The following is a 23,002-nucleotide window of genomic DNA, read 5'->3' on the forward strand; positions in this document are numbered from 1 at the left end:
AGGAGTGGGTATGGAAAATTTACTGGCGCTGACCCTGGCCGATGAAACGCCGGAACAGACAGAGGGGGACGGCCCCTCATTCCGCTGGCGGTGGCTGGGGCGCGGGGTGCTTGAGCTGACGCCGATTACCGACAGCGAGCTATCGCTGCTGCTTTCAACGGGCATTCACGGCAATGAAACGGCGCCCGTTGAGATTGTCGATTTGCTACTGGGGGCGTTATATCGCGGAGATATCACCCTTACGTGTCGCGTACTGGTGGTGCTGGGCAATCCGCCTGCGCTGGCGCAAAACAAACGTTACCTGGTGAGTGACATTAACCGCATGTTTGGCGGTCGCTGGTCGCAGTTTCCGCAAAGTGAAGAAACGGCAAGGGCCGCGTGGCTTGAGAATGTCGTGACCGCGTTTTTCTCCACGGCGGGGCCAGTGCGCTGGCATCTTGATCTCCATACCGCGATCCGCGCGTCTTACCATGTGCGCTTTGGCGTGTTACCGCAGCGGAATCAGCCCTGGGATGAAGCTTTTCTGCGCTGGCTGGGGGACGCCGGGCTGGAGGCGCTGGTCTTTCATCAGTCGCCGGGCGGAACGTTTACCCATTTTACCTGCGAACATTTTGCTGCCCTGGCCTGTACGCTGGAACTGGGAAAAGCGCTTCCTTTCGGTGAGAACGATCTGACGCGTTTTGCTCCCACGCATCTCGCGCTGCGGGCTCTGCTCGGGGGCGAGGCTCCCGACCATGAGCATCCGCCCGTTGAACGGTATCGCGTCGTACAGCAGATCACCCGCCGCAGCGATGCTTTCCAGCTTCATATGGCCGCGCACACCCTGAACTTCACGCCGTTTCGCAAAGGAGCGCTGCTGGCGGAAGATGGGGAAGAACGTTACGAAGTGCAGAAAACAACGGAATATGTGTTGTTCCCTAACCCTACCGTCGCGTTTGGCCTGCGAGCGGGTCTGATGCTGGAAAAAATATCATGAACCTTTCCCCTCTCATCATCCGGGAGGGGAAAGTAAAAACGTTTCTTAACGTTTAAAGCGCTGGTCCTTGTTTTGCGGAATATTCCTGGTGAATTGCTTTATTATTCATCTTCACTTCGCTATACTTTTTCGAAATTGCTTTAAATTCATCGTTTTGAATATTTTTTGTTGCAACTCTCCACGCTTTATCCTTATTTCCTCCACATTTGGCGAAAAATTGTTTTTTACACTTTCATTGTTTTACTGTTGCTCTGACTAATTGACGATAAACCCCGTAAAGTTAATCTCGTCAACACGGCACAGCGCCGAAGAATAACTGAAAGAAAGGAAATAAATTATGCGTAAGTTTACTGCACTGTTTGTTGCTTCTACCCTGGCTCTGGGCGCTACCAGCATGGCGTTCGCCGCAGATACCGCAACCACGACTGGCGCACCGGCCGAAGGCAAAATGATGATGCATCATAAAGGCCCGGGTATGCACAACGAGATGATGATGTTTAAGGGGCTCAACCTGACGGATGCGCAGAAGCAGCAGATCCGCGACATCATGAAAAGCCAGCGCGACCAGATGAAGCGTCCTCCGCTGGAAGAGCGCCGCGCAATGCATGACATCATTGCCAGCGACACCTTCGATAAGGCGAAAGCCGAAGCGCAGATCGACAAAATGGCCGAGCAGCATAAAGCCCGCATGCTGGCCCACATGGAAACCCAGAACAAGATCTACAACATTCTGACCCCGGAACAGAAAAAACAGTTTAATGCCAATTTTGAGAAGCGTCTGACAGAACGTCCGGCGATGGAAGGTAAAATGCCAGCACCGACCGAATAATCGGTTCAACATCTTAAGACCGCCGGGATCCTGTCCACAAAAGCGCAACCGCTGTGGACAGGACCGGCGGTTTTTCTTTCCTGCCCTCTTGTCTGCCGCTGCCAGCGCGGTATTCTCCTGTAGTCGCTTCAGAGAATGTTTGTAGAGTCATGGCGTTAGCAATTTTATTGACGTTCCGCTAAGGCCTGCCCGCTTTGCTGCCGATACTGTGTCTGTGAATACCTAACGATAACAAACAAGACTGCAAGGGTAGCGATATCCTTGCCCTGGCACGGGTTGTGCCATTCAGGAGTGGTGATGGAGTTCTTTGATATCCGTAAAATGCCGGTCAGCCTCTGGCGTAATGGTGCTGGCGAAACGCGAGAAATTTGTTGTATCCCTCCCGCAACGCGCGATTTTTGCTGGCGAGCCAGTATTGCGACGATCGCCAGCAACGGCGAATTCTCCGCTTTTCCCGGAGTTGACCGGGTCATTACCTTGCTGGAGGGCGGGGAGGTGACGCTGGATGCCGGACAGGCGTTCCGCCATACTCTTAAACCGCATCAACCTTACCATTTTGCCGGCGATTTGCCGGTAAAGGCATTGCTTTCCGATGGCAGGATGGCGATGGACTTCAACATTATGACCCGGCGTGACTGCTGCAAGGCGAAAGTGCGCGTTGCCGACCGTACCTTTACTACGTTTGGCTCGCGTGGCGGCGTGGTGTTTGTGCTAAGCGGGGCGTGGCAGCTGGGTGATAAACTGCTGACGGCCGATCAGGGCGCCAGCTGGGAGGAGGGGACCCATACTCTGCGTTTGCTGGAGTCTCAGGGTACCCTGCTGTTCAGTGAAATTAACTGGCTGCCGGGTCACTGAGCATAATGACCTCAAACTTGCCGGTTAAAACGGGCTTGCAGAGGATTTTATAACCATCCTGATCGAACCCGGCGGGGGTGCGTAACAGGGTTGCCGCGTCGCTTAAATCATCGACAGCCCCCAGCCAGAGCCAGTTATTGACGATGTGATACTGCGTCATCGTTTCACCCACTTCTTTTAGCGCCACGGCGCCCTCCCACGGCCAGCAGTTGATGCTGATGGCCGCAAGACCGCTCAGGAGGCGGGCGTGATGCGCCTCAACGCTCTCTTTGCCGCAGCAGGCGCCTGCGCAGCGCTTCAGCGCGGAGCGAAAACAGGCGCGGCCACGCGTGGTGCCTTCTAAACCTAAAAGGCTGTAGCAAAGCTGTAGCTCGTCGGCCAGTGTTTGCAGAGCCTGAAGGGCCGCGCGTTTGTTGGCAAATAATCCAAAAAGGTTTGGCGCATGAGAAAAATCGACGTCGCGGGCGTAAACCACCTGCGGCTTACCGTCGCTGATCTGCAGGGAACAAAGCTGACGGTTGCGGCGCAGGCGCTTATTAAAGAGCGGTTGTTGCTCTTTTATCAGCCGGGCCTCCAGCAACAGCGCACCCATTTCTCCCGCCGTCTGAAACCAGGTGATACGCCGCGACTGGCGCAGCATGGCGGCCTCATCCGGGGTACGCAGGTGGGATAACACCCGGCTGCGAATATTGACGCTTTTGCCGATATAAAGCGGCAAGGTGTCGCTTTCACCGTGAAAAATGTACACGCCAGGCTGTTTTGGCAGCGCCTCAAGCCAGGGGCGAAGGTGCTCGGGATACTCGTAGATAGCCGCCGCTTCAAACTCAAGACGCGGGGCGGATTGACGCCTGCTCACATATTACTCCGTATACTGTTCAGGTATACAGTGTAGCAGGTGCGCTGTGGTTAAAAAAGAGCCGGGTGGCGGCTACGCCTTACCCGGCCACATCGTGCGGTCTGTTGCCCTCACCCCAACCCTCTCCCACGGGAGAGGGCGCAAACATTAAAAACGGCAACGGGGTTGCCGTTTTGCTTTTATTTCCAGAAGTCGTCAAACACCGTAATCGGCGTGTGGCGCTTGTGTTCGGTTTTCAGATACCAGCTTTCAATGATCTTCGCGGTACCTTCATCCAGCTGTTTGCCTTCCAGATAATCATCAATATTGTCATAGGTGACGCCAAGGGCCGCTTCATCCGGCAGGGAAGGGCGATCGTCTTCCAGATCCGCCGTCGGTGCCTTTTTATACAAGTGCTCAGGACAGCCCAGCGCGGCAAGCAGCTGTTTACCCTGACGCTTGTTCAGACGGAAAATCGGGTTAATGTCGGTGCCGCCATCGCCATATTTGGTGAAGAAACCGGTGATGGCTTCTGCCGCATGGTCGGTGCCGACAACCACGCCTTTGGTCATTCCGGCGATGCTGTACTGGGCTTTCATACGCTCACGAGCTTTCTCGTTGCCGCGAACAAAATCGCTCAGCTCAATGCCCGCTTCGCGCAGTGCCTGCTCGCTTGCCAGCACCGCCCCTTTAATATTGACGGTGAGTACGCGATCGGGCTGGATGAACGCGATGGCATCCTGGCAATCCTGTTCATCGGCCTGCACGCCATAGGGAAGACGCACGGCGATAAACTGCAATTTCTCATCGCCCGTTTCTTCGCGAAGCTCTGAAATCGCCATCTGACAGAGTTTACCGGTCAGGGTGGAGTCCTGCCCGCCGCTGATGCCCAGCACCAGGGATTTCAGGAAAGCGTTCTTTCTTAAGTACGATTTTAAAAAATCCACGCTACGGCGGATCTCTTCATGTGCATCTACCGCGGGCTTCGCGCCCAGTGCCTGAATAATCTCGTGTTGCAGAGCCATCACGCCCTCCATATGCAGAACATAAACAGAATGTGTTAACTGTTAAAACTAACCCTTTGGACGAGAAACGACAAGGATCACAGTTTCGAGTGCGCTAATTTGCGCCGATTTAGCAGGTTATCGTTGTTTTATTAGAATTTTCCGAAATTCGTCTGGCGTAATTCACAAAGTTGAACAATAGTACTTTTTATTCCATGCTTAGATAACACGCTGATAAACAAGAGGACGGAATATGAACAAGAACGTAGCAGGAATTCTTAGCGCAGCGGCAGTACTGACGATGCTGGCAGGGTGTACGGCTTACGATCGCACCAAGGATCAGTTTACACAGCCCGTGGTTAAAGACGTTAAAAAAGGGATGACCCGTTCGCAGGTCGCTGCGATCGCCGGTAAACCTTCTTCTGAAGTGACAATGATTCATGCGAAAGGGACCTGCCAGACCTATATCCTGGGTCAACGTGATGGTAAGGCAGAGACCTACTTTGTCGCCCTGGATGACACTGGTCATGTTATTAACTCCGGTTATCAGACCTGTGCTGAATACGACACCGATCCCCAGGCTCCAAAGGCTCAGTAAGCCAGCTTGTCTGAAGATGTTAACGAACCGGCCCATGGGCCGGTTTTTTTGTGTATACGTAAATCTTATTTCTTTGCGCGAATTATTTGCCCGAAATGTGAAGGTAGTCAACAAGCCAGGTCAATGAGAGACAATTTCAACCTGTTCAGAATTATCCCCTGTCTGTACCATTGCGTATACTCACTCCAACGACAAACAACAGTATGCAAACTACCTGTCTGCCGGGACAGCAAGTCGAGTGATAGCGCGATGGCAGGTAGACCTACAAGAGGGAAATTACGATGGAAAAGAAACATATCTACCTGTTCTGCTCAGCGGGCATGTCAACCTCACTGCTGGTGTCAAAGATGCGTGCGCAGGCTGAAAAGTATGAAGTCCCTGTGGTGATTGAAGCGTTTCCAGAAACGCTGGCGGGCGAGAAAGGCCAGAAAGCCGATGTTGTTTTACTGGGGCCGCAAATCGCCTATATGTTGCCCGAAATACAACGACTGCTACCCAACAAACCGGTCGAAGTGATCGACTCGGGGCTGTATGGCAAGATTGATGGTTTAGGTGTTCTGAAAGCTGCTGTGGCAGCCATTAAAAAAGCTGCTAATTAATTTTATTTTTCCCGTCAAAGAGTTATTTCACACACAATACGCCGTAACACGAGTTACGGCATTTAAGGGTATTTACCTATGAGTAAAGTCATCGCTTCACTTGAAAAGGTACTCCTTCCTTTTGCTGTTAAAATAGGAAAGCAGCCTCACGTTAATGCCATTAAAAACGGCTTTATTAAATTAATGCCGTTGACGCTGGCCGGGGCCATGTTCGTTTTAATTAACAACGTTTTTCTGAGCTTTGGTGAAGGTTCCTTCTTTTATTCATTAGGCATTCGGTTAGACGCTTCCACAATTGAAACCCTTAATGGTTTTAAAGCCATCGGCGGCAACGTATATAACGGTACGTTAGGTATTATGTCGCTGATGGCGCCTTTCTTTATTGGCATGGCACTGGCAGAAGAGCGAAAAGTGGATCCGCTGGCTGCCGGGTTATTATCCGTTGCTGCATTTATGACCGTCACACCTTACAGCGTAGGGGAGGCGTATGCCGTCGGCGCCAACTGGTTGGGTGGGGCGAACATCATCTCCGGTATTGTTATCGGTCTGGTGGTGGCGGAAATGTTCACCTTTATTATTCGTCGCAACTGGGTTATCCGCTTGCCGGATAGCGTACCGACGTCCGTTTCTCGTTCATTTTCCGCGTTGATTCCGGGCTTTATTATTCTCTCCATTATGGGGATTATTGCCTGGGCGCTCTCTCACTGGGGCACGAACTTCCACCAGATCATCATGGATTCTATCTCCACGCCGCTGGCGTCGATGGGTGGTGTGGTCGGTTGGGCGTATGTGATTTTCACCTCTCTGCTGTGGTTCTTCGGCGTACATGGTTCACTGGCACTGGCTGCGCTGGATAGCGGAATTATGACCCCGTGGGCACTGGAAAACGTGGCACTTTACCAGCAGTACGGCTCCGTTGACGCGGCGCTGGCAGCAGGTAAAACCTTCCATGTGTGGGCGAAGCCGATGCTTGACTCCTATATCTTCCTGGGTGGTACCGGGGCGACCTTGGGTCTGATCATCGCGGTCTTTATTGTCTCTCGTCGTGCTGACTATCGTCAGGTAGCTAAACTGGCGCTGCCATCAGGTATCTTCCAGATTAACGAACCGATTCTGTTTGGCCTGCCAATCATCATGAACCCGGTCATGTTCATTCCGTTCATCCTGGTTCAACCACTGCTGGCAGCCATCACCCTGACGGCTTACTACATGGGCATTATTCCGCCGGTGACCAACATTGCACCGTGGACCATGCCAGCGGGGCTGGGCGCGTTCTTCAATACCAACGGTAGCGTCGCGGCCTTCCTGCTGGCGATATTCAACCTCGGGATTGCGACCCTGCTCTACATGCCATTCGTGGCGATTGCGAACAAAGCTGCCACCATCATTGATGAAGAAGAGAGCGAAGAGGACATTGCCCTCTCACTGAAATTCTAAGATTGACCGACGCGGGGAAACCCGCGTCAGCCACAAGGAGCTTAAACATGTTAGATTTGGATAGTATCGTCGCAGACGACGCCGCAGAGAACGATCTTGAAGAAGTGGTGATGGGGCTTATCATCAACTCCGGGCAGGCCCGCAGCCTGGCGTATGCCGCACTGAAGCAGGCCAAGCAGGGTGATTTTGCCGCCGCGAAAACCATGATGGAGCAGTCCCGTACCGCGCTGAACGAAGCGCACCTGGTGCAGACAAAGCTTATTGAAAACGATCAGGGTGAAGGGAAGATGAAGGTCAGCCTGGTGCTGGTACACGCGCAGGATCACCTGATGACCTCCATGCTGGCGCGCGAGCTGGTGGCGGAGTTGATTGAGCTTCACGAGAAAATGCACTAAGTCGGATGTTGCAGCAGGAGGTCAGCACGATGGAAATTAAAACCGCACTTGAACAGCAGCTGTTTAATGGCAAAAATTTTCACGTGGTTATCTACAACAAGACGGAGAGCGCCAGTGGTCTGCACCAGCATGACTACTACGAGTTCACGATTGTTCTGACCGGCCGCTACTACCAGGAGATCAACGGTAAGCGCGTCCTGCTTGAGCGAGGGGATTTTGTCTTCCTGCCGATGGGGTCCTATCACCAGAGCTTTTACGAATTCGGTGCAACCCGCATTCTGAATGTCGGCGTCAGCAGGCGCTTCTTTGAAAAGCACTATCTGCCGCTGGTACCGTTCTGCTTTGTGGCGTCTCAGGTTTATCGCGTGAAAAACGAGTTCATGACCTGGATTGAAACGGTTATTGCCTCGCTTAACTTCCGTGAAAATGAATTTGACGAGTTTATTGAAACGGTGACTTTCTATGTGATGAACCGGCTGCGTCATCATCGTGAAGAGCAGCAGGTGACGGATGATATTCCACAGTGGCTGCGCAGCACTGTTGAACTGATGCACGATAAAGCCCAGTTCAGTGACAATGCGCTGGAGAATATGGTTTCCCTGTCGGGAAAATCCCAGGAATATCTGACCCGCGCGACGCAGCGGTATTATCGTAAAACACCTGTGCAAATTATTAATGACATCCGCATTAACTTTGCCAAAAAACAGCTGGAAATTACTAACTACTCGGTCACCGATATTGCTTACGAATCGGGATACAGTAGCCCCAGCCTGTTTATTAAAACGTTTAAGAAATTAACGTCATTCACCCCGAACAGTTACCGCAAAAGTTTGACGGTAATGAATTAACTTTCGGCGGATTTATCCGCCACGAATATTGCTTTAATGGCTTGCCCAAATAGCGGGAAGAGTACGCTATACCTTGCAGGCGATTAACCTGATACGCAAAGGGAGATATTATGCAAAAGAAATTAAAAGTCGTAACCATTGGTGGCGGCAGCAGCTATACCCCGGAATTACTTGAAGGTTTTCTGAAACGTTATCATGAATTACCGGTCAGCGAATTATGGCTGGTGGACGTGGAGGAAGGTCAGGAGAAGCTGAATATTATTTTCGACCTGTGCCAACGCATGGTTGAGAAAGCGGGCGTACCTCTGACCGTGCATAAAACGCTGGATCGTCGACTGGCGCTGAAAGATGCAGATTTCGTGACCACCCAGCTGCGCGTTGGCCAGTTGAAAGCACGTGAACTGGACGAGCGTATTCCGTTGAGCCACGGTTATCTCGGTCAGGAAACTAACGGTGCCGGTGGCCTGTTCAAGGGCCTGCGTACCATTCCGGTTATTTTCGACATCGTTAAAGACGTGCAGGAAATCTGTCCAGACGCGTGGGTGATTAACTTCACTAACCCGGCAGGGATGGTGACCGAAGCGGTTTATCGTCATACCGGTTTCAGGCGCTTTATTGGCGTCTGTAATATTCCAGTCGGCATGAAAATGTTTATCCGTGACGTGCTGGAACTGAACGATAATGACGATCTCTCTATCGATCTGTTCGGTTTGAACCATATGGTGTTCATTAAAGATGTCATCGTGAACGGAACATCGCGTTTTGCTGAACTGCTGGACGGGGTCGCCTCGGGTCGTCTGACCGCTGCGTCTGTGAAAAACATCTTTGACCTGCCGTTCAGCGAAGGGCTGATCCGCTCGTTGAATCTGCTGCCGTGCTCCTACCTGCTTTATTACTTCAAGCAGAAAGAGATGCTGGCCATCGAAATGGGCGAGTATTACAAGGGGGGCGCGCGGGCGCAAATCGTTCAGAAAGTTGAGAAGCAGCTGTTCGACTTGTATAAAGATCCGAACCTGAACGTCAAGCCGAAAGAGCTTGAGCAGCGCGGCGGGGCCTATTATTCCGATGCGGCGTGTGAAGTGATTAACGCCATCTACAACGACAAGCAGGCGGAGCACTATGTTAACGTGCCGCACCACGGCCACATCGACAATATCCCGGCTGACTGGGCCGTTGAGATGACCTGCATTCTGGGACGCGATGGCGCTAAACCGCATCCGCGCATTACTCATTTTGATGACAAAGTCATGGGTCTGATCCACACCATTAAAGGCTTTGAAGTGGCGGCAAGTCAGGCGGCGCTGAGCGGCGAGCTGAATGACGTGCTTCTGGCACTGAACCTCAGCCCGCTGGTGCATTCCGACCGCGATGCGGAGCAGCTTGCAGCAGAGATGATCCTGGCGCATGAAAAATGGTTGCCGAACTTCGCCGCCACGATCGAGAAGCTGAAGTTCAAACACCACTGAGAGGACGCACAATGGAAAACCTGCTGATCGTTAATGCTGATGATTTTGGCCTCTCGAAAGGTCAGAACTACGGCATTATTGAAGCCTGTCGCCGGGGGGTTGTGACATCCACTACGGCACTGGTTAATGGTGAAGCGGTTGAACATGCGGCGCAGCTAAGCCGCGACGTGCCTGAGCTGGGCGTCGGGATGCATTTTGTGCTGACGCTCGGTATGCCGCTTACGCCAATGCCGGGCCTGACCCGTGACGGACAGTTAGGTAAATGGATTTGGGAACAGGCGGAGCAGGACGCTCTGCCGCTGGAAGAGATTGCCCGCGAGCTGGACTGTCAGTTCAACCGCTTTGCTGATCTGTTTGGTGATCTGCCAACACACATCGACAGCCATCACCACGTGCATATGATCCCGGCAATTTTCCCGATCGTTGCGGCGTTTGCTCAACGCAAAGGCGTAGCGATGCGCGTGGATCGTGAGGTGCAAGGGTTGCCGGACAGTGCGGTGACAACCACCGCAGGGTTCAGCAGCGCGTTTTACGGCGAGGCGATCGACGAAGCGCTGTTCCTGAAGGTGCTGGATGATTCTGCAGCCCGGGGAGAAAAGTCACTGGAGGTCATGGCGCACCCCGCATTTGTCGATAATATCGTGCGCAAGAGCGCGTACTGCTGGCCGCGCCTGGCGGAGCTGGATGTGCTGACGTCGCCGTCGCTGAAATACGCGATTGCCGAACGTGGGTATCGGTTGGGGACATTCCGGGATCTGTGAGAAGTGCCGGGGGGCGGCTTCGCCTTACCCGGCCTACGAACGACCTGCAAACTGTTGTAGGCCGGGTAAGCGCAAGCGCCACCCGGCTTTTTTTACGCCGGGATCTGGTCAATCTTGCTGCTGCGTGACCAGACGCGGTGCGCGGCGAGCAGGTCAAACAGCTTCGTCATAAAGGCGTCGTCCACGTTATCGCCCTCGACAATGCCGTCCTCACCTTGCTCGGCAACCTTCAGCTGCGCTTTAAACTGACGCGCATCGCCGGACAACGCGATCGGTTTCAGGTGCTTATAAGCTTCCAGCAGGTAATAGACGGCGTCACCGTTGGTCAACAGGCTGGCAATATCCCCGCACGGCACAATCACCGCATCGACGGTCAGCGAGGGTGCCCCGGCAAAGGTCGCAGCCACCGGCAGCACGGAACCGTCATCAGCCGTCACTTCACCCATTCGGGAATAAAGCAGTTTGGCGTGTACGCCCTGGGTTTTCAGCGCCTGCATAATGCCCAGTACGTCACTGGCCCGGGTTTTATCGTTCAGCAGGATGGCGACCACGCGGCCTTTAATTGAGCCACCTGGCACCGCATACAGACTCAGCGACGGATCTTTCTTCACGCCGTTGACCTCTTTTGGCGGAGCAAGGTTGCGCTGCTCGTCGGTGAGGGTAATACCCAGGTTATCCGCCACGCTCTGGGCGAGCTGAATATCAATGTGCGCAAGCTGATCGACCACGCGCTCGCGGATGTAGGTGCGCACCACCTTACTTAACTCGAAGCTAAAGCCGCCGATGATGTGCTGCTGCTCAATCGGCGTCTGGCTGTTCCAGAACAGGCGAGGATGGGCGTAATACTCGCCGAAGGAAGGGCTGCGCTCGCGAATTTTGTTGCCATCGATACGCTCCTGGTACGACTCAAAACCTCCGCGTTTCGGGCCTGGCGGTGTTTCGCGCGGCCAGTTATCGTTGATCGAGTTAGGCTCGTAGTTAGCCGGATTGGTATCAATATCCTGACGATGCATCCCGTCGCGCTGGAAATTGTGGTACGGGCAGGTCGGACGGTTAATTGGAATTTCGTGGAAGTTCGGCCCGCCAAGGCGGCTGATCTGCGTATCGGTGTACGAGAACAAACGTCCCTGTAAGAGCGGATCGTTGGTGAAATCCAGTCCAGGCACGATATGCCCCGGGTGGAACGCGGCCTGCTCGTTCTCGGCAAAGAAATTATCCGGGTTACGGTTGAGCACCATTTTCCCCACCAGTTGAACCGGCACCAGCTCCTCGGGGATCAGTTTGGTCGGGTCAAGAAGGTCGAAATCAAACTTAAATTCGTCCTCTTCCGGAATGAGCTGCAGGCCCAGTTCATATTCAGGGAAATCGCCGGCTTCAATGGACTCCCACAGCTCACGACGATGGAAGTCTGGATCGCGCCCGGTCAGCTTCTGCGCCTCATCCCACACCAGCGAGGCTTTGCCCGCCACCGGCTTCCAGTGGAACCGGACGAACGTGGCTTTTCCTTCCGCGTTAATCATACGGAAGGTGTGAATACCAAACCCCTCCATCGTGCGATAGCTGCGCGGAATACCCCGGTCAGACATCGCCCACATCACGTTGTGTAACGTTTCAGGTTGCAGAGAGATATAGTCCCAGAAGGTGTCGTGCGCACTTTGTCCCTGCGGTATGGCCCAGTGGGGCTCCGGTTTTACCGCATGGACAAAGTCAGGAAATTTATGCGCATCCTGAATGAAAAACACCGGGGTGTTATTGCCCACCAGATCAAAAATACCCTCTTCGGTATAAAACTTGGTGGCGAAACCGCGAATATCACGCACCGTGTCTGCCGAACCCGCGCCCCCCTGTACGGTGGAGAATCGGACAAACACCGGGGTAATTTTATCCGGGTCGGAGAGGAAATCTGCTTTGGTGATCGCTTTCAGGCTCTTGTACGGCTGGAAGTAGCCATGCGCAGCCGAGCCGCGCGCGTGAACGATACGTTCCGGAATTCGCTCGTGGTCGAAATGGGTAATTTTTTCCCGCAGGATAAAGTCTTCCAGCAGGGTGGGGCCGCGCGAGCCGGCGCGAAGAGAGTTTTGATCGTCAGCAATGCGCACGCCCTGATTGGTCGTGAGTGCAAAACCTTCACCACCTTTACGGTGTGGCTCAAGCGATTTCAGCTTCTCGTTCCCGGTGTCCGGCGATTTCATGCTTCCCGGTGCGGTAGGCTGTTCGCCGGGGGCGGAAGGGCCTGGCGAGGGGCGGTGAGAGCCGTCAGCAGGGGCGAGAGAGTCCATACCCGGTTGAGATTCTTCAGTGCCATGAATTGGTGATTGATGTGTATTATCTTTGTTCGACATTGCACGCTTCTCCTTTATCCATTGCTAAAAACCCTATTAAGGATAGAACAATGTCGTGAGATAGCTCGCGAACTAAGAGTTTTCACATGCCGCCATTAACGAAAGGAGCCCTCTCAGCCATTCGGTGCGCGACGGAAGGGAGCAGAATCGGCTATCATAGAATTTTCCTGCTTCAAGAATTTGCTTTAGTGAACCCGTCGCTTATGAAACCTCTTCGTCAACAAAACCGCCAGGTTATTAGCTATGTGCCCCGCGTGGAACCCGCGCCGCCTGACCATGCCCTGAAAGTGGAGGGTTTTCGTGATGTCTGGCAGCTTCGTGGTAAATATGTGGCGTTTGTCCTGATGGGGGAGCATTTCCGTCGATCGCCGACGTTTTCCGTGCCGGAGTCTGCCCAGCGATGGGCGGTGCAAATCCGCCAGGATGAAGAGGTTGAAGAATAACAGCCATAAAAAAACCGCCATCAGGCGGTTTTTTTATTTCCCGGCGATTATTACCGGTGCGCCAGTTCGGCGTCGTCTTCACTTTCCAGAATGGCTTTGTCGGTCTGCTTCAGCCACTGGCTGGTCAGCGTACCGGCGGTCATGGAGCCGCTCACGTTCAGCGCGGTACGACCCATGTCGATCAGCGGTTCAACGGAGATCAGCAGCGCGACCAGCGTTACTGGCAGACCCAGTGCAGGCAGCACAATCAGCGCAGCGAAGGTCGCGCCGCCACCAACACCGGCAACACCGGCGGAACTGATGGTCACAATGCCGACCAGCGTGGCGATCCAGACCGGATCCAGAGGGTTGATACCCACGGTCGGGGCAACCATCACCGCCAGCATCGCCGGGTAGAGACCCGCACAGCCGTTCTGGCCGATGGTGGCACCAAAGGACGCAGAGAAGCTGGCGATAGATTCTGGCACGCCCAGGCGACGGGTCTGCGCTTCAACGTTCAGTGGAATAGACGCGGCGCTGGAGCGGCTGGTGAAGGCAAAGGTCAGTACCGGCCAGACTTTGCGGAAGTATTTCAGCGGGCTGACGCCGTTCACGCCCAGCAGGATACCGTGCACCACGAACATGATGCCCAGGCCCAGATAAGAGGCGACGACAAAACTGCCCAGCTTAATGATGTCCTGCAGGTTAGAGCCCGCAACCACTTTGGTCATAAGCGCCAGCACGCCGTATGGCGTCAGCTGCATGACCAGACGCACCAGCTTCATCACCCAGCTTTGCAGGGTATCAATCGCCGTCAGCACACGCTCGCCTTTCGGCGCATCGTCTTTCAGCAGCTTCAGTGCGGCCACACCGAGGAATGCCGCGAAGATCACCACGCTGATGATGGACGTTGGGCTGGCGCCGGTCAGGTCAGCAAACGGGTTCTTCGGAATGAAGGAGAGCACCATCTGCGGAACCGTCAGATCGGCCACTTTACCCACGTAGTTGGTTTGAATCGCGGTCAGGCGTGCCGTTTCAGCCGTGCCCTGCACCAGACCTTCGGCCGTCAGGCCAAACAGGTTGGTTACCAGCACCCCCACCAGCGCGGCAATCAGCGTGGTAAACAGCAGGGTACCAATGGTCAAAAAACTGATTTTACCCAGTTGAGTGGCGTTATGCAGGCGGGCAACGGCACTCAGAATAGAGGCGAACACCAGCGGCATCACGATCATCTGCAGCAGCTGGACATAGCCGTTGCCGACAATGTTGAACCACTGAATAGAGTCTTTCAGAACTGGATTATCGGAGCCATAAATCGCCTGCAACGCCAGACCAAATACGACACCCATGGCCAGACCAACCAGCACTTTTTTCGCCAGGCTCCACTGTTTGTGGCGCGTCTGCGCGAGAAGCAATAGCAATACAACGAACACAACAACGTTCGCGATGAGTGGAAAATTCATCCCCGTTCTCCTGATTTATTATGGGATCGGTTTTTCCCGATCCTGTTGGCGGAAGGTTAGCAGAAGTGTGATGTCGCGCTTATATCCAAATGGAATGGTTTATGACAAACGGAATGATTTTGTTGGTTTACTGTTCAATCTGGTGATGAATAAAGCGATTGAACTGAAATTGCAGCGAATTGATCATCTGCGAAGACCAGCGCACTGCACTGTTTTCGGGCAATGTCTGTGGCATCCAGACGGCGTAAGCGAAGAGCGCCATGCACAATACGCGCTCAAGCTGGTTCCCTTTGTGTGGCGCAAGGATGGGAAAACGAAAGCGCCAGCGACACGGCCAGAGAAGTGGAACGCCAGCGGGCGTCAGCATATCTGCAAGAATATGGCTTAAGTAGCCGAGCACCATCCCCTGAATGGCATCAGCAGGGACGATCCAGCTTTCGGGCACTTTTAAATAAAAAAGGGTAAGCAGCCCAAAAACGGCCAGCAGGCTGTGCGTAAACCCCCGGTGGCCGAACGCGCGGGCGATGGGTTTCGATACCCACTTCAGGCGTTGTCCAAGAAATGATTTGGGATGATCAATATCGGGCAGCAGACAGGTCAATACGGCGGAAGGGACAATATGCCACCAGTCCCCCTGTGCGAGCACGGGAGTGAGTTCAGCGTTTTTGGCAAATACTGCGCACGCTATGGAAAAAAGGAGGTGGCCTTCCGCCGTCATGATAAAACCCACGAAACTGTCAATTCATACAGTATAGGGTTTTTATACAGTAGGCGGAAGAGGTGACGGTGTAACTGTTTGTCACAAATGGAGCATGTTGTTAGCCGCCCTTAAGGTGATGCGCCGTGAGTTCTGTCAGCGAATTAAGCTTCACATCGGCAAGGGCAAAACGGGGATCGTGGCGGCCTTCCTCTGCCGGAACCACAATGGAGCGCATACGTGCGGCTTTGGACGCGACCATGCCGTTAACGGAATCTTCCAGCGCGACACAGGTAAGCGGATCAAGACCCAGCTTAGCGGCACAGTCCATATAGACCTGCGGGTGCGGTTTGCTGTAGGGCAATTTTTCAGCTGACGCCAGGGCGTCAAAACTGTCGCGCAGCTCAAACATAATGAGCACTTTTTCCAGCATATGCAGCGGTGAAGCGGAGGCCAGGCCCACCTTCAGCCCCTGAGCCTTACACAACGCGACCGCTTCACGCACGCCAGGCAATAGCGGCTTGTTCTCCTCCACCAGCGCGATGGCGCGGCTGATAATGCGCGCGGTGACTTCGTCGCGATCTGGGCCACTCCACGGCTGATGGGCGTACCAGAGGTCTACGACCATATCAATGCGCAGGCCCAGCGTGTCGGGAAGTTCATTACGGCGGCTGATATCAACGCCCAGGCTGGCCATCACGTCCAGCTCGGCGCGATCCCACAACGGCTCGGAATCAATCAGTAATCCATCCATGTCAAAAATAGCGGCAAGTATCTGGCGCGGTGTCGACATCACAACGTCTCCTTATCCAGGGTGTTCGACAGACGATAAGTGCTAAGCACACTTAGCAATTTAGCATATTGCTTTCAAAGATCGGGCGAAAATGCTGTCCAGCAGGTAGACTTAGCCACAAATAACGCGTCTTTATGAAGAGGAACTGATGACGTATCAACAAGCTGGACGCATTGCTGTCTTAAAACGTATTGCTGGCTGGGTGATTTTTATTCCCGCCGTCATCTCTACGCTGATTTCTGTGCTCAAATTTATGTACGATCACAGCGAAAAACAGCCAGGCATTAATGCCGTCATGCTTGATTTTGCGCATGTCATGATTGAGATGATGCGGTTCAACACCCCGTTCCTGAATGTCTTCTGGTTCAACTCGCCAACGCCGGATTTTCACCAGCAGCTTAATATTGGGTTCTGGGTCATCTATGCGTTGATTTTTATTGCCATGGCGTTACAGGCATCCGGTGCGCGAATGAGTCGCCAGACCCGTTTTCTGCGCGAAGGCGTTGAGGATCAGTTAATTCTGGAACAGGCGAAAGGCCCGGAAGGAATGAGCCGGGAGCAGATTGAATCCCGCATTGTGGTACCGCGTCACACCATTTTCCTGCAAATTTTCCCGCTCTATATTCTCCCCATTATCATCATTGTGGCGGGATACTTCTTCTTCTCTCTGCTGGGTTTTCTCTGACAGATGAGGGTGGCGGCACGGCCACCCGATTTGTCCCTATGCCGCAAGTACGCGTTCAAGCGCACGCTGGGCGTTGACCAGATGCTGCCCGCCAAAAAGGATAGCGCGGTTCATCAGCGTATAAAGCTGATACACCGGTTGGCGCTCGAGAAAACCGGACGGCAGAGGGGAGACTGACTGATAGCCATCATATATTTGCGGGGGCTGCTCTGGATGCAGGGGCAGCATGGCCAGATCGCACTCTCTGTCACCCCAGTAGCAGGCCGGGTCGAAGATATAGGGGCCGTTGGGACCCAGCGCGCAGTTGTCGGACCATAAATCGCCGTGCAGCAGAGATGCCTGCGGCTGATGGGAGGCCAGGCGCTGTTGTACATGCTCAACGATGGCATCAATATTGCCAAATTCCAGCCCTTTTTCGGCGGCCAGTTCAAGCTGCCATCCGATGCGCTGTTCGGCAAAAAACGTCGACCACCGACGCTGCCAGGCGTTGGGCTGTGGGGTAGTGGAAAGGTCGTTGTCAAAATCGAGCCCAAACTGGGGCTGGTCGCTCCACTGGTGCAGGCGCGCGAGCTGTTGCCCGAGAATGAAGGCGTTATGGGCATCCAGCGGGCGGGGAGGGAGATAGTCCATGACAAGGAAACTGTAGTCCCGGTCGCTGCCGAGAGCCAGCACCTGCGGTACTGTCACCGTTTTACTGCGAGACAACAGTTCCAGCTGGTCGGCTTCAGCGGTGAATATCGGGAGCAGTTCTCGCTCATCACACTTCACGAAAAGATCGCGTCCTGCGTAGCGTAAATGCCACGCGGCGTGGATCTCTCCGCCTGGCAGTTCGTTACGCAGTTCAATTTCACCTTCACCCAGTTGCTCACTTAAAAGATGACTGATAGCCTGCCACATGTTGACTCTCCCATGTTGTCTGCCAGATCATAAAGTTAGCGCATAATTGCGGTAAAAAAATACGAACTAACGCACACCTGAGCGGTTTAAATTCATGCAGCGCACTTATTGTTCTTTTTTGTGCCAGCTTTCCCACGTTTCCACGGTGATGTCGGCGGGCTTGTCGGTCACACTTTCCACCAGGCTGGCGGCAAGGGCGTGAACGTCTTCTTCACTCAGGGCCGCGATCAAACCAAATGTCAGCGTGCCTAAATCATGAATATGGCCGTCATCGTCCGTCAGCGTGAGCAGAAAATTCGCGCGAGTAAAGGCGTTATTGAGCTCGTTCAGCTCGGTCAGTGACGCTTCACGAAGATTGATGGTTGTGACATAGCGGGTGATATCACCACTGCTCATAATTCACCTCGTTGTTATTCTGAAAGTTTTTTTAGCATAGTCGATATGCCATATTTGGCGACTTTAAGGTAAATTCCCCTTCGATTGGGAAGGGGAATAGAGGTCAGTCTTTTGAAAGGTAATCGACGATTTTCTGCGTATCGGCAAGCGAACACAGCCGCGTCCCCTGATTAATGGTGGCGGCACTCCCCGCCGCGACGCCATAACGCGTCATTTCCAGAAGAGAAGCGCCCTGTGCCAGTTTTAGCGTCATCGCGCCGACCATGCTGTCGCCCGCACCCACGGTACTCTGGCTTTTCATGGGCGGCGGCACAACCTGCACAAAGCCCGTCTTGTCGACAGCTAGTGCCCCCTGAGGACCGAGAGAGACGACCACGCGGTGCGCTTTGCCGCTGCGAACCAGTTCTTCTGCGGCGGTACGCACGTCATCAGGCTGGTTAAGTTCGCGATTCACAAGCGCGCTAAGCTCTTTCTGGTTAGGTTTAACGAGTTCAAGATGCCCGGGGACTAACGCTGCCTGCAGGGCTTCACCTGAGCTGTCGACGATGCAGCGGATACCACGCTGAAGCACTGCCTTAACCAGCGCCGTCAGCTTTTCCGTTTTGACGCCTGGCGGCAGACTACCGCTGATAACCAGCAGTGAGCCGCTTTCAATGGTCAGTACCTTCTCTTCAAGTTGACGAAACTCATCATCGCTCAGTCTGGCGCCCGGCATCACGAAACGATACTGCTCCCCACTGGATTCGACGTGGACATGCAGATTCTGCCGGGTCCAGTCCTGGGCCGCTACGGTGTCTACGGCAACCTGTTCATCCGCCAGCAAAGAGACAAGATGTTCCCCCGTGGCGCCCCCGGCAGGGAATATGGCGGTGGCTTTACCGCCAAGATGGGTAATGGCGCGCGCCACGTTAATGCCGCCGCCGCCCGGCTCAAACACAGGGGCGCTACAGCGTAGTTTACCTTCAGGGTAAATGTGCGGGGTGATAGTCGCGGAGTCGAGGGAAGGGGAGAGTGTCAGCGTATAAATAGAAGCCATCATAACCTCCTTTTAGTATGGGTTCTTTTAAGCCTGGCACCGATCGACAGGAAGGCAATGTAAATAACAGTATGATTTTAAAAATGAATGCTGAAACAATCGTGATAAAAGATATATAAAATAAAACGCGCTTTGGGATCGTTCTTATTCAAAAAATGAAATAAGAAAATATTGCTATGTTATTTGCGCCTTTTTATAATTTGTTACCTTTCTCTGGACGCCTTGTCATTGATCCTCAAGAAAGTTTCCGAGACCGTGGTGGTCTCTTTTTTTGTTGTACGGACTCCTTAAATAAAATGAAGCTTTTGAAGACAGTACCCGCAGCACTGATGCTGGCGGGTGGCGTATTTGCATCACTGAATGCAACCGCCGATGACACCGTTTTTACTGTCATGGACGATCCCTCCACTGCCAAAAAACCCTTCGAAGGTAATCTGAATGCCGGGTATCTCGCGCAATCAGGTAACACAAAAAGCTCTTCTCTGACGGCGGACAGCACCCTGACCTGGTACGGTAATACCACAGCATGGTCGCTGTGGGGGAATGCCAGCAACACGTCTGCTAACGATGAACGCTCTTCCGAGAAATATGCGGCAGGTGGACGTAGCCGTTACAACATGACCGACTATGACTACATATTCGGTCAGGCAAGCTGGTTAACAGACCGTTATAATGGCTATCGCCAGCGTGATGTATTCACGACGGGTTATGGTCGTCAGTTCCTGAATGGGCCTGTACACAGCTTCCGTTTTGAATTCGGTCCTGGTGTTCGCTACGACGAGTACACCAACGGCGAAGATGAAACCCAGCCGCTGGGTTATGCGTCAGGTACCTACGCATGGCAGATGACCGATAACACCAAATTCACTCAGGGTGTGTCTGTGTTTGGTGCCGAGGATACGACGCTGAACTCTGAAAGTGCCCTGAACGTGGCTATCAATGAACACTTCGGTTTGAAAGTGGCCTACAACGTGACCTGGAACTCTTCACCACCAGCAAGCGCGCCTGAACATACCGATCGCAGAACCACCGTTTCACTGGGTTATAGAATGTAATCATGGCGGGCCGAAAATATCGGCCCGTTTCTCATCTCTGCCAGACGTCCCTTCTGATTCTCTAACCCCAAATCATTGCCGCCCAACGAAGTAGCAGCATTGCGCCGCAGATGGCAATCAGCACCAGCACCATTTTCCAGTGTTTTACGGCAAATCGTTTTGTTGGCATAACCTAATCCTTGTCCGTTGATACGCATAGTCTATCAAACGGGGCCGAAATATGCCCCTTCCCGGGAGCAATCGTGTTATGCCGGTATGGGGTTCAGCTCAGAACCAGTGGAATCGATCGGCGAGAATCAACAATAAACCGGTTGCTGACAGGATATTTAATATCACTACCGTTCTACTGGATACGTTCATGGTAAGCACCTGTGGATTTTAAAGGCCTGTTCAAAGTTAGCTCAGCATCGGCGAAATGCGAGTGCCAGAGAGACGCAATCTGCAACTATCTGCAACATGCCAGTCCTTCATTGTGGCAGCAGAGGGTGCAATCCCCTTGCTGTTAGTGTTAACATTAAGTCCCTTGCCGTAAACCCGCATTTATCTGAATTCGGCAGGTGCAGGATAACGAACCAATTTGACGATTGTTGGTCAGATGTTTCGTAATCTACTGTTTAATCACGATTATTTTCTTTGTATATGCTCTTATGTGTGGGGCATCACTGCAAATAAGGATATAAAATGCCTGTAATTACTCTTCCTGATGGCAGCCAACGCCATTTCGACCGCGCTGTTAGCCCAATGGATGTTGCCCTGGATATCGGTCCTGGCCTCGCGAAAGCGACCATCGCCGGCCGTGTGAACGGTGAGCTGGTTGATGCGTCCGATCTGATTGAAAACGATGCGACGCTTGCAATCATCACCGCGAAAGACGAAGAAGGTCTGGAGATCATTCGTCACTCCTGTGCGCACCTGTTAGGTCATGCTATCAAGCAGCTGTGGCCAAACACCAAAATGGCGATTGGTCCGGTTATCGACAACGGCTTCTACTATGACGTTGACCTTGACCATACCCTGACCCAGGAAGATATCGACGCGCTCGAAAAACGTATGCACGAGCTCGCCGAAACGAACTATGACGTCATCAAGAAGAAAGTCAGCTGGCACGAAGCGCGTGAAACCTTCGTCAAGCGTGGCGAGAGCTATAAAGTCTCTATTCTTGACGAGAACATCTCTCATGATGACAAGCCAGGCTTGTACCATCACGAAGAATACATCGACATGTGCCGTGGACCGCACGTGCCGAATATGCGTTTCTGTCATCACTTTAAACTGATGAAGATCGCAGGCGCCTACTGGCGTGGCGACAGCAACAACAAAATGTTGCAGCGTATTTATGGTACCGCATGGGCCGATAAAAAAGCCCTGAACGCCTATCTGCAGCGCCTGGAAGAAGCGGCGAAGCGTGACCACCGTAAAATCGGTAAACAGCTTGACCTGTATCACATGCAGGAAGAAGCGCCGGGTATGGTATTCTGGCATAACGACGGCTGGACCATCTTCCGTGAACTGGAAACGTTCGTACGCTCCAAGCTGAAAGAGTACCAGTACCAGGAAGTAAAAGGCCCGTTCATGATGGACCGTGTGCTGTGGGAAAAAACCGGCCACTGGGACAACTACAAAGATGCGATGTTCACCACCTCGTCCGAGAATCGTGAATACTGCATTAAGCCAATGAACTGCCCGGGCCACGTTCAGATCTTCAACCAGGGTCTGAAATCCTACCGTGACCTGCCGCTGCGTATGGCGGAGTTCGGTAGCTGCCACCGTAACGAGCCATCAGGTGCGCTGCACGGTCTGATGCGTGTTCGTGGCTTTACTCAGGATGATGCGCATATCTTCTGTACTGAAGATCAGGTTCGTGATGAAGTTAACGCCTGTATTCGTATGGTCTACGATATGTACAGCACCTTTGGCTTCGAGAAGATCGTGGTCAAACTCTCAACGCGTCCGGAAAAACGTATCGGTAGCGATGAGACATGGGATCGCGCAGAAGCGGATCTCGCCGTGGCGCTGGAAGAGAACGGTATTCCGTTCGAATACCAGCTGGGCGAGGGCGCATTCTACGGTCCGAAAATTGAATTTACCCTGTATGACTGTCTCGACAGAGCTTGGCAGTGCGGTACTGTACAGCTGGACTTCTCCCTGCCGCAGCGTTTAAGCGCCTCTTATGTTGGCGAAGACAACGAACGTCAGGTACCGGTTATGATTCACCGTGCAATCCTCGGTTCACTGGAGCGCTTCATCGGCATCCTGACCGAAGAGTTCGCGGGCTTCTTCCCAACCTGGCTTGCGCCAGTGCAGGTAGTGGTGATGAACATTACCGATTCTCAGGCAGATTACGTTAAAGAATTGACGCAGAAACTACAAAATGCGGGCATTCGCGTAAAAGCAGACTTGAGAAATGAGAAGATTGGCTTTAAAATCCGCGAGCACACTTTACGTCGTGTCCCGTATATGTTGGTCTGTGGTGATAAAGAGGTGGAAGCAGGCAAAGTTGCCGTTCGCACCCGCCGTGGTAAAGACCTGGGCAGCCTGGACGTAAGTGAAGTGATTGAGAAGCTGCAACAAGAGATTCGCAGCCGCAGTCTTCAACAACTGGAGGAATAAGGT

The 23,002-nt window shown here is 53.2% G+C and carries 25 protein-coding genes; 14 read left to right on the plus strand and 11 right to left on the minus strand.

Annotation, left to right across the window (positions count from 1 at the left end):
- Positions 1-10: 10 nt before the first annotated feature.
- The 3 genes from astE to ves all read left to right on the plus strand — a co-directional run bounded on the left by astE (position 11) and on the right by ves (position 2,660).
- Entirely contained in the window at positions 11-976 is a 966-nt protein-coding gene (astE, locus tag ACOTY9_RS00285; RefSeq protein ID WP_348565583.1) for a succinylglutamate desuccinylase, read from the plus strand.
- 337 nt (positions 977-1,313) lie between these two features.
- Positions 1,314-1,805, plus strand: a complete 492-nt coding sequence (gene spy, locus ACOTY9_RS00290; protein WP_047027189.1) for an ATP-independent periplasmic protein-refolding chaperone Spy — start codon at positions 1,314-1,316, stop codon at positions 1,803-1,805.
- A gap of 297 nt (positions 1,806-2,102) precedes the next feature.
- Entirely contained in the window at positions 2,103-2,660 is a 558-nt protein-coding gene (gene ves, locus ACOTY9_RS00295; RefSeq protein ID WP_014883471.1) for an environmental stress-induced protein Ves, read from the plus strand.
- On the opposite strand, the gene cho is transcribed toward ves, so the two are convergent.
- Both cho and nadE read right to left on the minus strand, forming a co-directional pair.
- Positions 2,638-3,516, minus strand: a complete 879-nt coding sequence (gene cho, locus ACOTY9_RS00300) for an excinuclease Cho (protein ID WP_014883472.1) — start codon at positions 3,514-3,516, stop codon at positions 2,638-2,640. The two genes, ves and cho, sit on opposite strands and share 23 nt — an antisense overlap.
- A 179-nt stretch (positions 3,517-3,695) precedes the next feature.
- Positions 3,696-4,520 carry an ammonia-dependent NAD(+) synthetase gene (nadE, locus tag ACOTY9_RS00305; protein WP_023332763.1) on the minus strand — a complete coding sequence of 275 codons (825 nt, stop codon included), beginning with the start codon at positions 4,518-4,520 and terminating at the stop codon, positions 3,696-3,698.
- Between the two features lie 232 nt (positions 4,521-4,752).
- Between nadE and osmE the strand changes: the two genes are divergently transcribed.
- From osmE to chbG, 7 genes are all read left to right on the plus strand, one after another.
- A complete protein-coding gene (osmE, locus tag ACOTY9_RS00310) occupies positions 4,753-5,097 on the plus strand; it encodes an osmotically-inducible lipoprotein OsmE (RefSeq protein ID WP_010430142.1) in 345 nt (114 codons plus the stop codon).
- A gap of 281 nt (positions 5,098-5,378) precedes the next feature.
- Positions 5,379-5,696 carry a PTS N,N'-diacetylchitobiose transporter subunit IIB gene (gene chbB, locus ACOTY9_RS00315; protein ID WP_014883474.1) on the plus strand — a complete coding sequence of 106 codons (318 nt, stop codon included), beginning with the start codon at positions 5,379-5,381 and terminating at the stop codon, positions 5,694-5,696.
- Positions 5,697-5,774: 78 nt separating this feature from the next.
- Positions 5,775-7,133 (plus strand): PTS N,N'-diacetylchitobiose transporter subunit IIC, encoded by a 1,359-nt coding sequence (gene chbC / locus ACOTY9_RS00320; protein WP_014883475.1) that lies wholly within the window; start codon positions 5,775-5,777, stop codon positions 7,131-7,133.
- 47 nt (positions 7,134-7,180) lie between these two features.
- Positions 7,181-7,528, plus strand: a complete 348-nt coding sequence (gene chbA, locus ACOTY9_RS00325; protein ID WP_047626501.1) for a PTS N,N'-diacetylchitobiose transporter subunit IIA — start codon at positions 7,181-7,183, stop codon at positions 7,526-7,528.
- A 5-nt stretch (positions 7,529-7,533) separates the two neighbouring features.
- Complete coding sequence (gene chbR / locus ACOTY9_RS00330) at positions 7,534-8,376, plus strand: transcriptional regulator ChbR (protein WP_071819744.1); 843 nt, start codon at positions 7,534-7,536, stop codon at positions 8,374-8,376.
- A gap of 110 nt (positions 8,377-8,486) precedes the next feature.
- Entirely contained in the window at positions 8,487-9,842 is a 1,356-nt protein-coding gene (locus tag ACOTY9_RS00335) for a 6-phospho-beta-glucosidase (RefSeq protein ID WP_348565582.1), read from the plus strand.
- Between the two features lie 11 nt (positions 9,843-9,853).
- Positions 9,854-10,603, plus strand: coding sequence for a chitin disaccharide deacetylase (gene chbG, locus ACOTY9_RS00340; protein WP_023332766.1), 750 nt, complete (start codon positions 9,854-9,856; stop codon positions 10,601-10,603).
- Positions 10,604-10,695: 92 nt separating this feature from the next.
- On the opposite strand, the gene katE is transcribed toward chbG, so the two are convergent.
- Entirely contained in the window at positions 10,696-12,945 is a 2,250-nt protein-coding gene (gene katE / locus ACOTY9_RS00345; protein ID WP_023338256.1) for a catalase HPII, read from the minus strand.
- 167 nt (positions 12,946-13,112) lie between these two features.
- Here katE and cedA point away from each other — a divergent pair, with 167 nt between their 5' ends.
- Complete coding sequence (cedA, locus tag ACOTY9_RS00350; RefSeq protein ID WP_226862265.1) at positions 13,113-13,388, plus strand: cell division activator CedA; 276 nt, start codon at positions 13,113-13,115, stop codon at positions 13,386-13,388.
- Positions 13,389-13,438: 50 nt separating this feature from the next.
- On the opposite strand, the gene tcyP is transcribed toward cedA, so the two are convergent.
- The 3 genes from tcyP to hxpB form a co-directional block, all read right to left on the minus strand.
- Entirely contained in the window at positions 13,439-14,830 is a 1,392-nt protein-coding gene (gene tcyP, locus ACOTY9_RS00355) for a cystine/sulfocysteine:cation symporter (RefSeq protein WP_014883482.1), read from the minus strand.
- Positions 14,831-14,957: 127 nt separating this feature from the next.
- Entirely contained in the window at positions 14,958-15,548 is a 591-nt protein-coding gene (locus tag ACOTY9_RS00360; protein ID WP_348565580.1) for a metal-dependent hydrolase, read from the minus strand.
- Between the two features lie 100 nt (positions 15,549-15,648).
- Positions 15,649-16,320 carry a hexitol phosphatase HxpB gene (gene hxpB / locus ACOTY9_RS00365; protein ID WP_014883484.1) on the minus strand — a complete coding sequence of 224 codons (672 nt, stop codon included), beginning with the start codon at positions 16,318-16,320 and terminating at the stop codon, positions 15,649-15,651.
- Positions 16,321-16,468: 148 nt separating this feature from the next.
- On the opposite strand from hxpB, the gene ACOTY9_RS00370 reads away from it, so the two are divergent.
- Positions 16,469-17,005, plus strand: coding sequence for a YniB family protein (locus ACOTY9_RS00370; protein WP_023332771.1), 537 nt, complete (start codon positions 16,469-16,471; stop codon positions 17,003-17,005).
- A gap of 36 nt (positions 17,006-17,041) precedes the next feature.
- On the opposite strand, the gene ACOTY9_RS00375 is transcribed toward ACOTY9_RS00370, so the two are convergent.
- The 3 genes from ACOTY9_RS00375 to pfkB all read right to left on the minus strand — a co-directional run bounded on the left by ACOTY9_RS00375 (position 17,042) and on the right by pfkB (position 19,334).
- Positions 17,042-17,902 carry a fructosamine kinase family protein gene (locus ACOTY9_RS00375; RefSeq protein WP_348565579.1) on the minus strand — a complete coding sequence of 287 codons (861 nt, stop codon included), beginning with the start codon at positions 17,900-17,902 and terminating at the stop codon, positions 17,042-17,044.
- Between the two features lie 105 nt (positions 17,903-18,007).
- Positions 18,008-18,298 (minus strand): type V toxin-antitoxin system endoribonuclease antitoxin GhoS, encoded by a 291-nt coding sequence (gene ghoS, locus ACOTY9_RS00380; protein WP_348565578.1) that lies wholly within the window; start codon positions 18,296-18,298, stop codon positions 18,008-18,010.
- Positions 18,299-18,401: 103 nt separating this feature from the next.
- Complete coding sequence (gene pfkB, locus ACOTY9_RS00385) at positions 18,402-19,334, minus strand: 6-phosphofructokinase II (RefSeq protein ID WP_348565743.1); 933 nt, start codon at positions 19,332-19,334, stop codon at positions 18,402-18,404.
- Between the two features lie 296 nt (positions 19,335-19,630).
- Between pfkB and ACOTY9_RS00390 the strand changes: the two genes are divergently transcribed.
- Positions 19,631-20,389 carry a DUF481 domain-containing protein gene (locus tag ACOTY9_RS00390; RefSeq protein ID WP_014883489.1) on the plus strand — a complete coding sequence of 253 codons (759 nt, stop codon included), beginning with the start codon at positions 19,631-19,633 and terminating at the stop codon, positions 20,387-20,389.
- 61 nt (positions 20,390-20,450) lie between these two features.
- On the opposite strand, the gene yniD is transcribed toward ACOTY9_RS00390, so the two are convergent.
- The gene (yniD, locus tag ACOTY9_RS00395; RefSeq protein ID WP_008500658.1) at positions 20,451-20,558 is read right to left on the minus strand and encodes a small membrane protein YniD; all 108 of its coding nucleotides are present in this window, start codon (positions 20,556-20,558) and stop codon (positions 20,451-20,453) included.
- A 98-nt stretch (positions 20,559-20,656) separates the two neighbouring features.
- Positions 20,657-20,749 carry a stress response membrane protein YncL gene (gene yncL, locus ACOTY9_RS00400; protein WP_071819746.1) on the minus strand — a complete coding sequence of 31 codons (93 nt, stop codon included), beginning with the start codon at positions 20,747-20,749 and terminating at the stop codon, positions 20,657-20,659.
- 321 nt (positions 20,750-21,070) lie between these two features.
- Between yncL and thrS the strand changes: the two genes are divergently transcribed.
- On the plus strand, positions 21,071-22,999 hold the full coding sequence (thrS, locus tag ACOTY9_RS00405) for a threonine--tRNA ligase (protein WP_014883490.1): 1,929 nt from the start codon (positions 21,071-21,073) through the stop codon (positions 22,997-22,999).
- Positions 23,000-23,002 lie beyond the last annotated feature (3 nt).

The organism is Enterobacter cloacae complex sp. SHL012, from assembly GCF_049237505.1.
Taxonomy (GTDB): domain Bacteria; phylum Pseudomonadota; class Gammaproteobacteria; order Enterobacterales; family Enterobacteriaceae; genus Enterobacter; species Enterobacter kobei.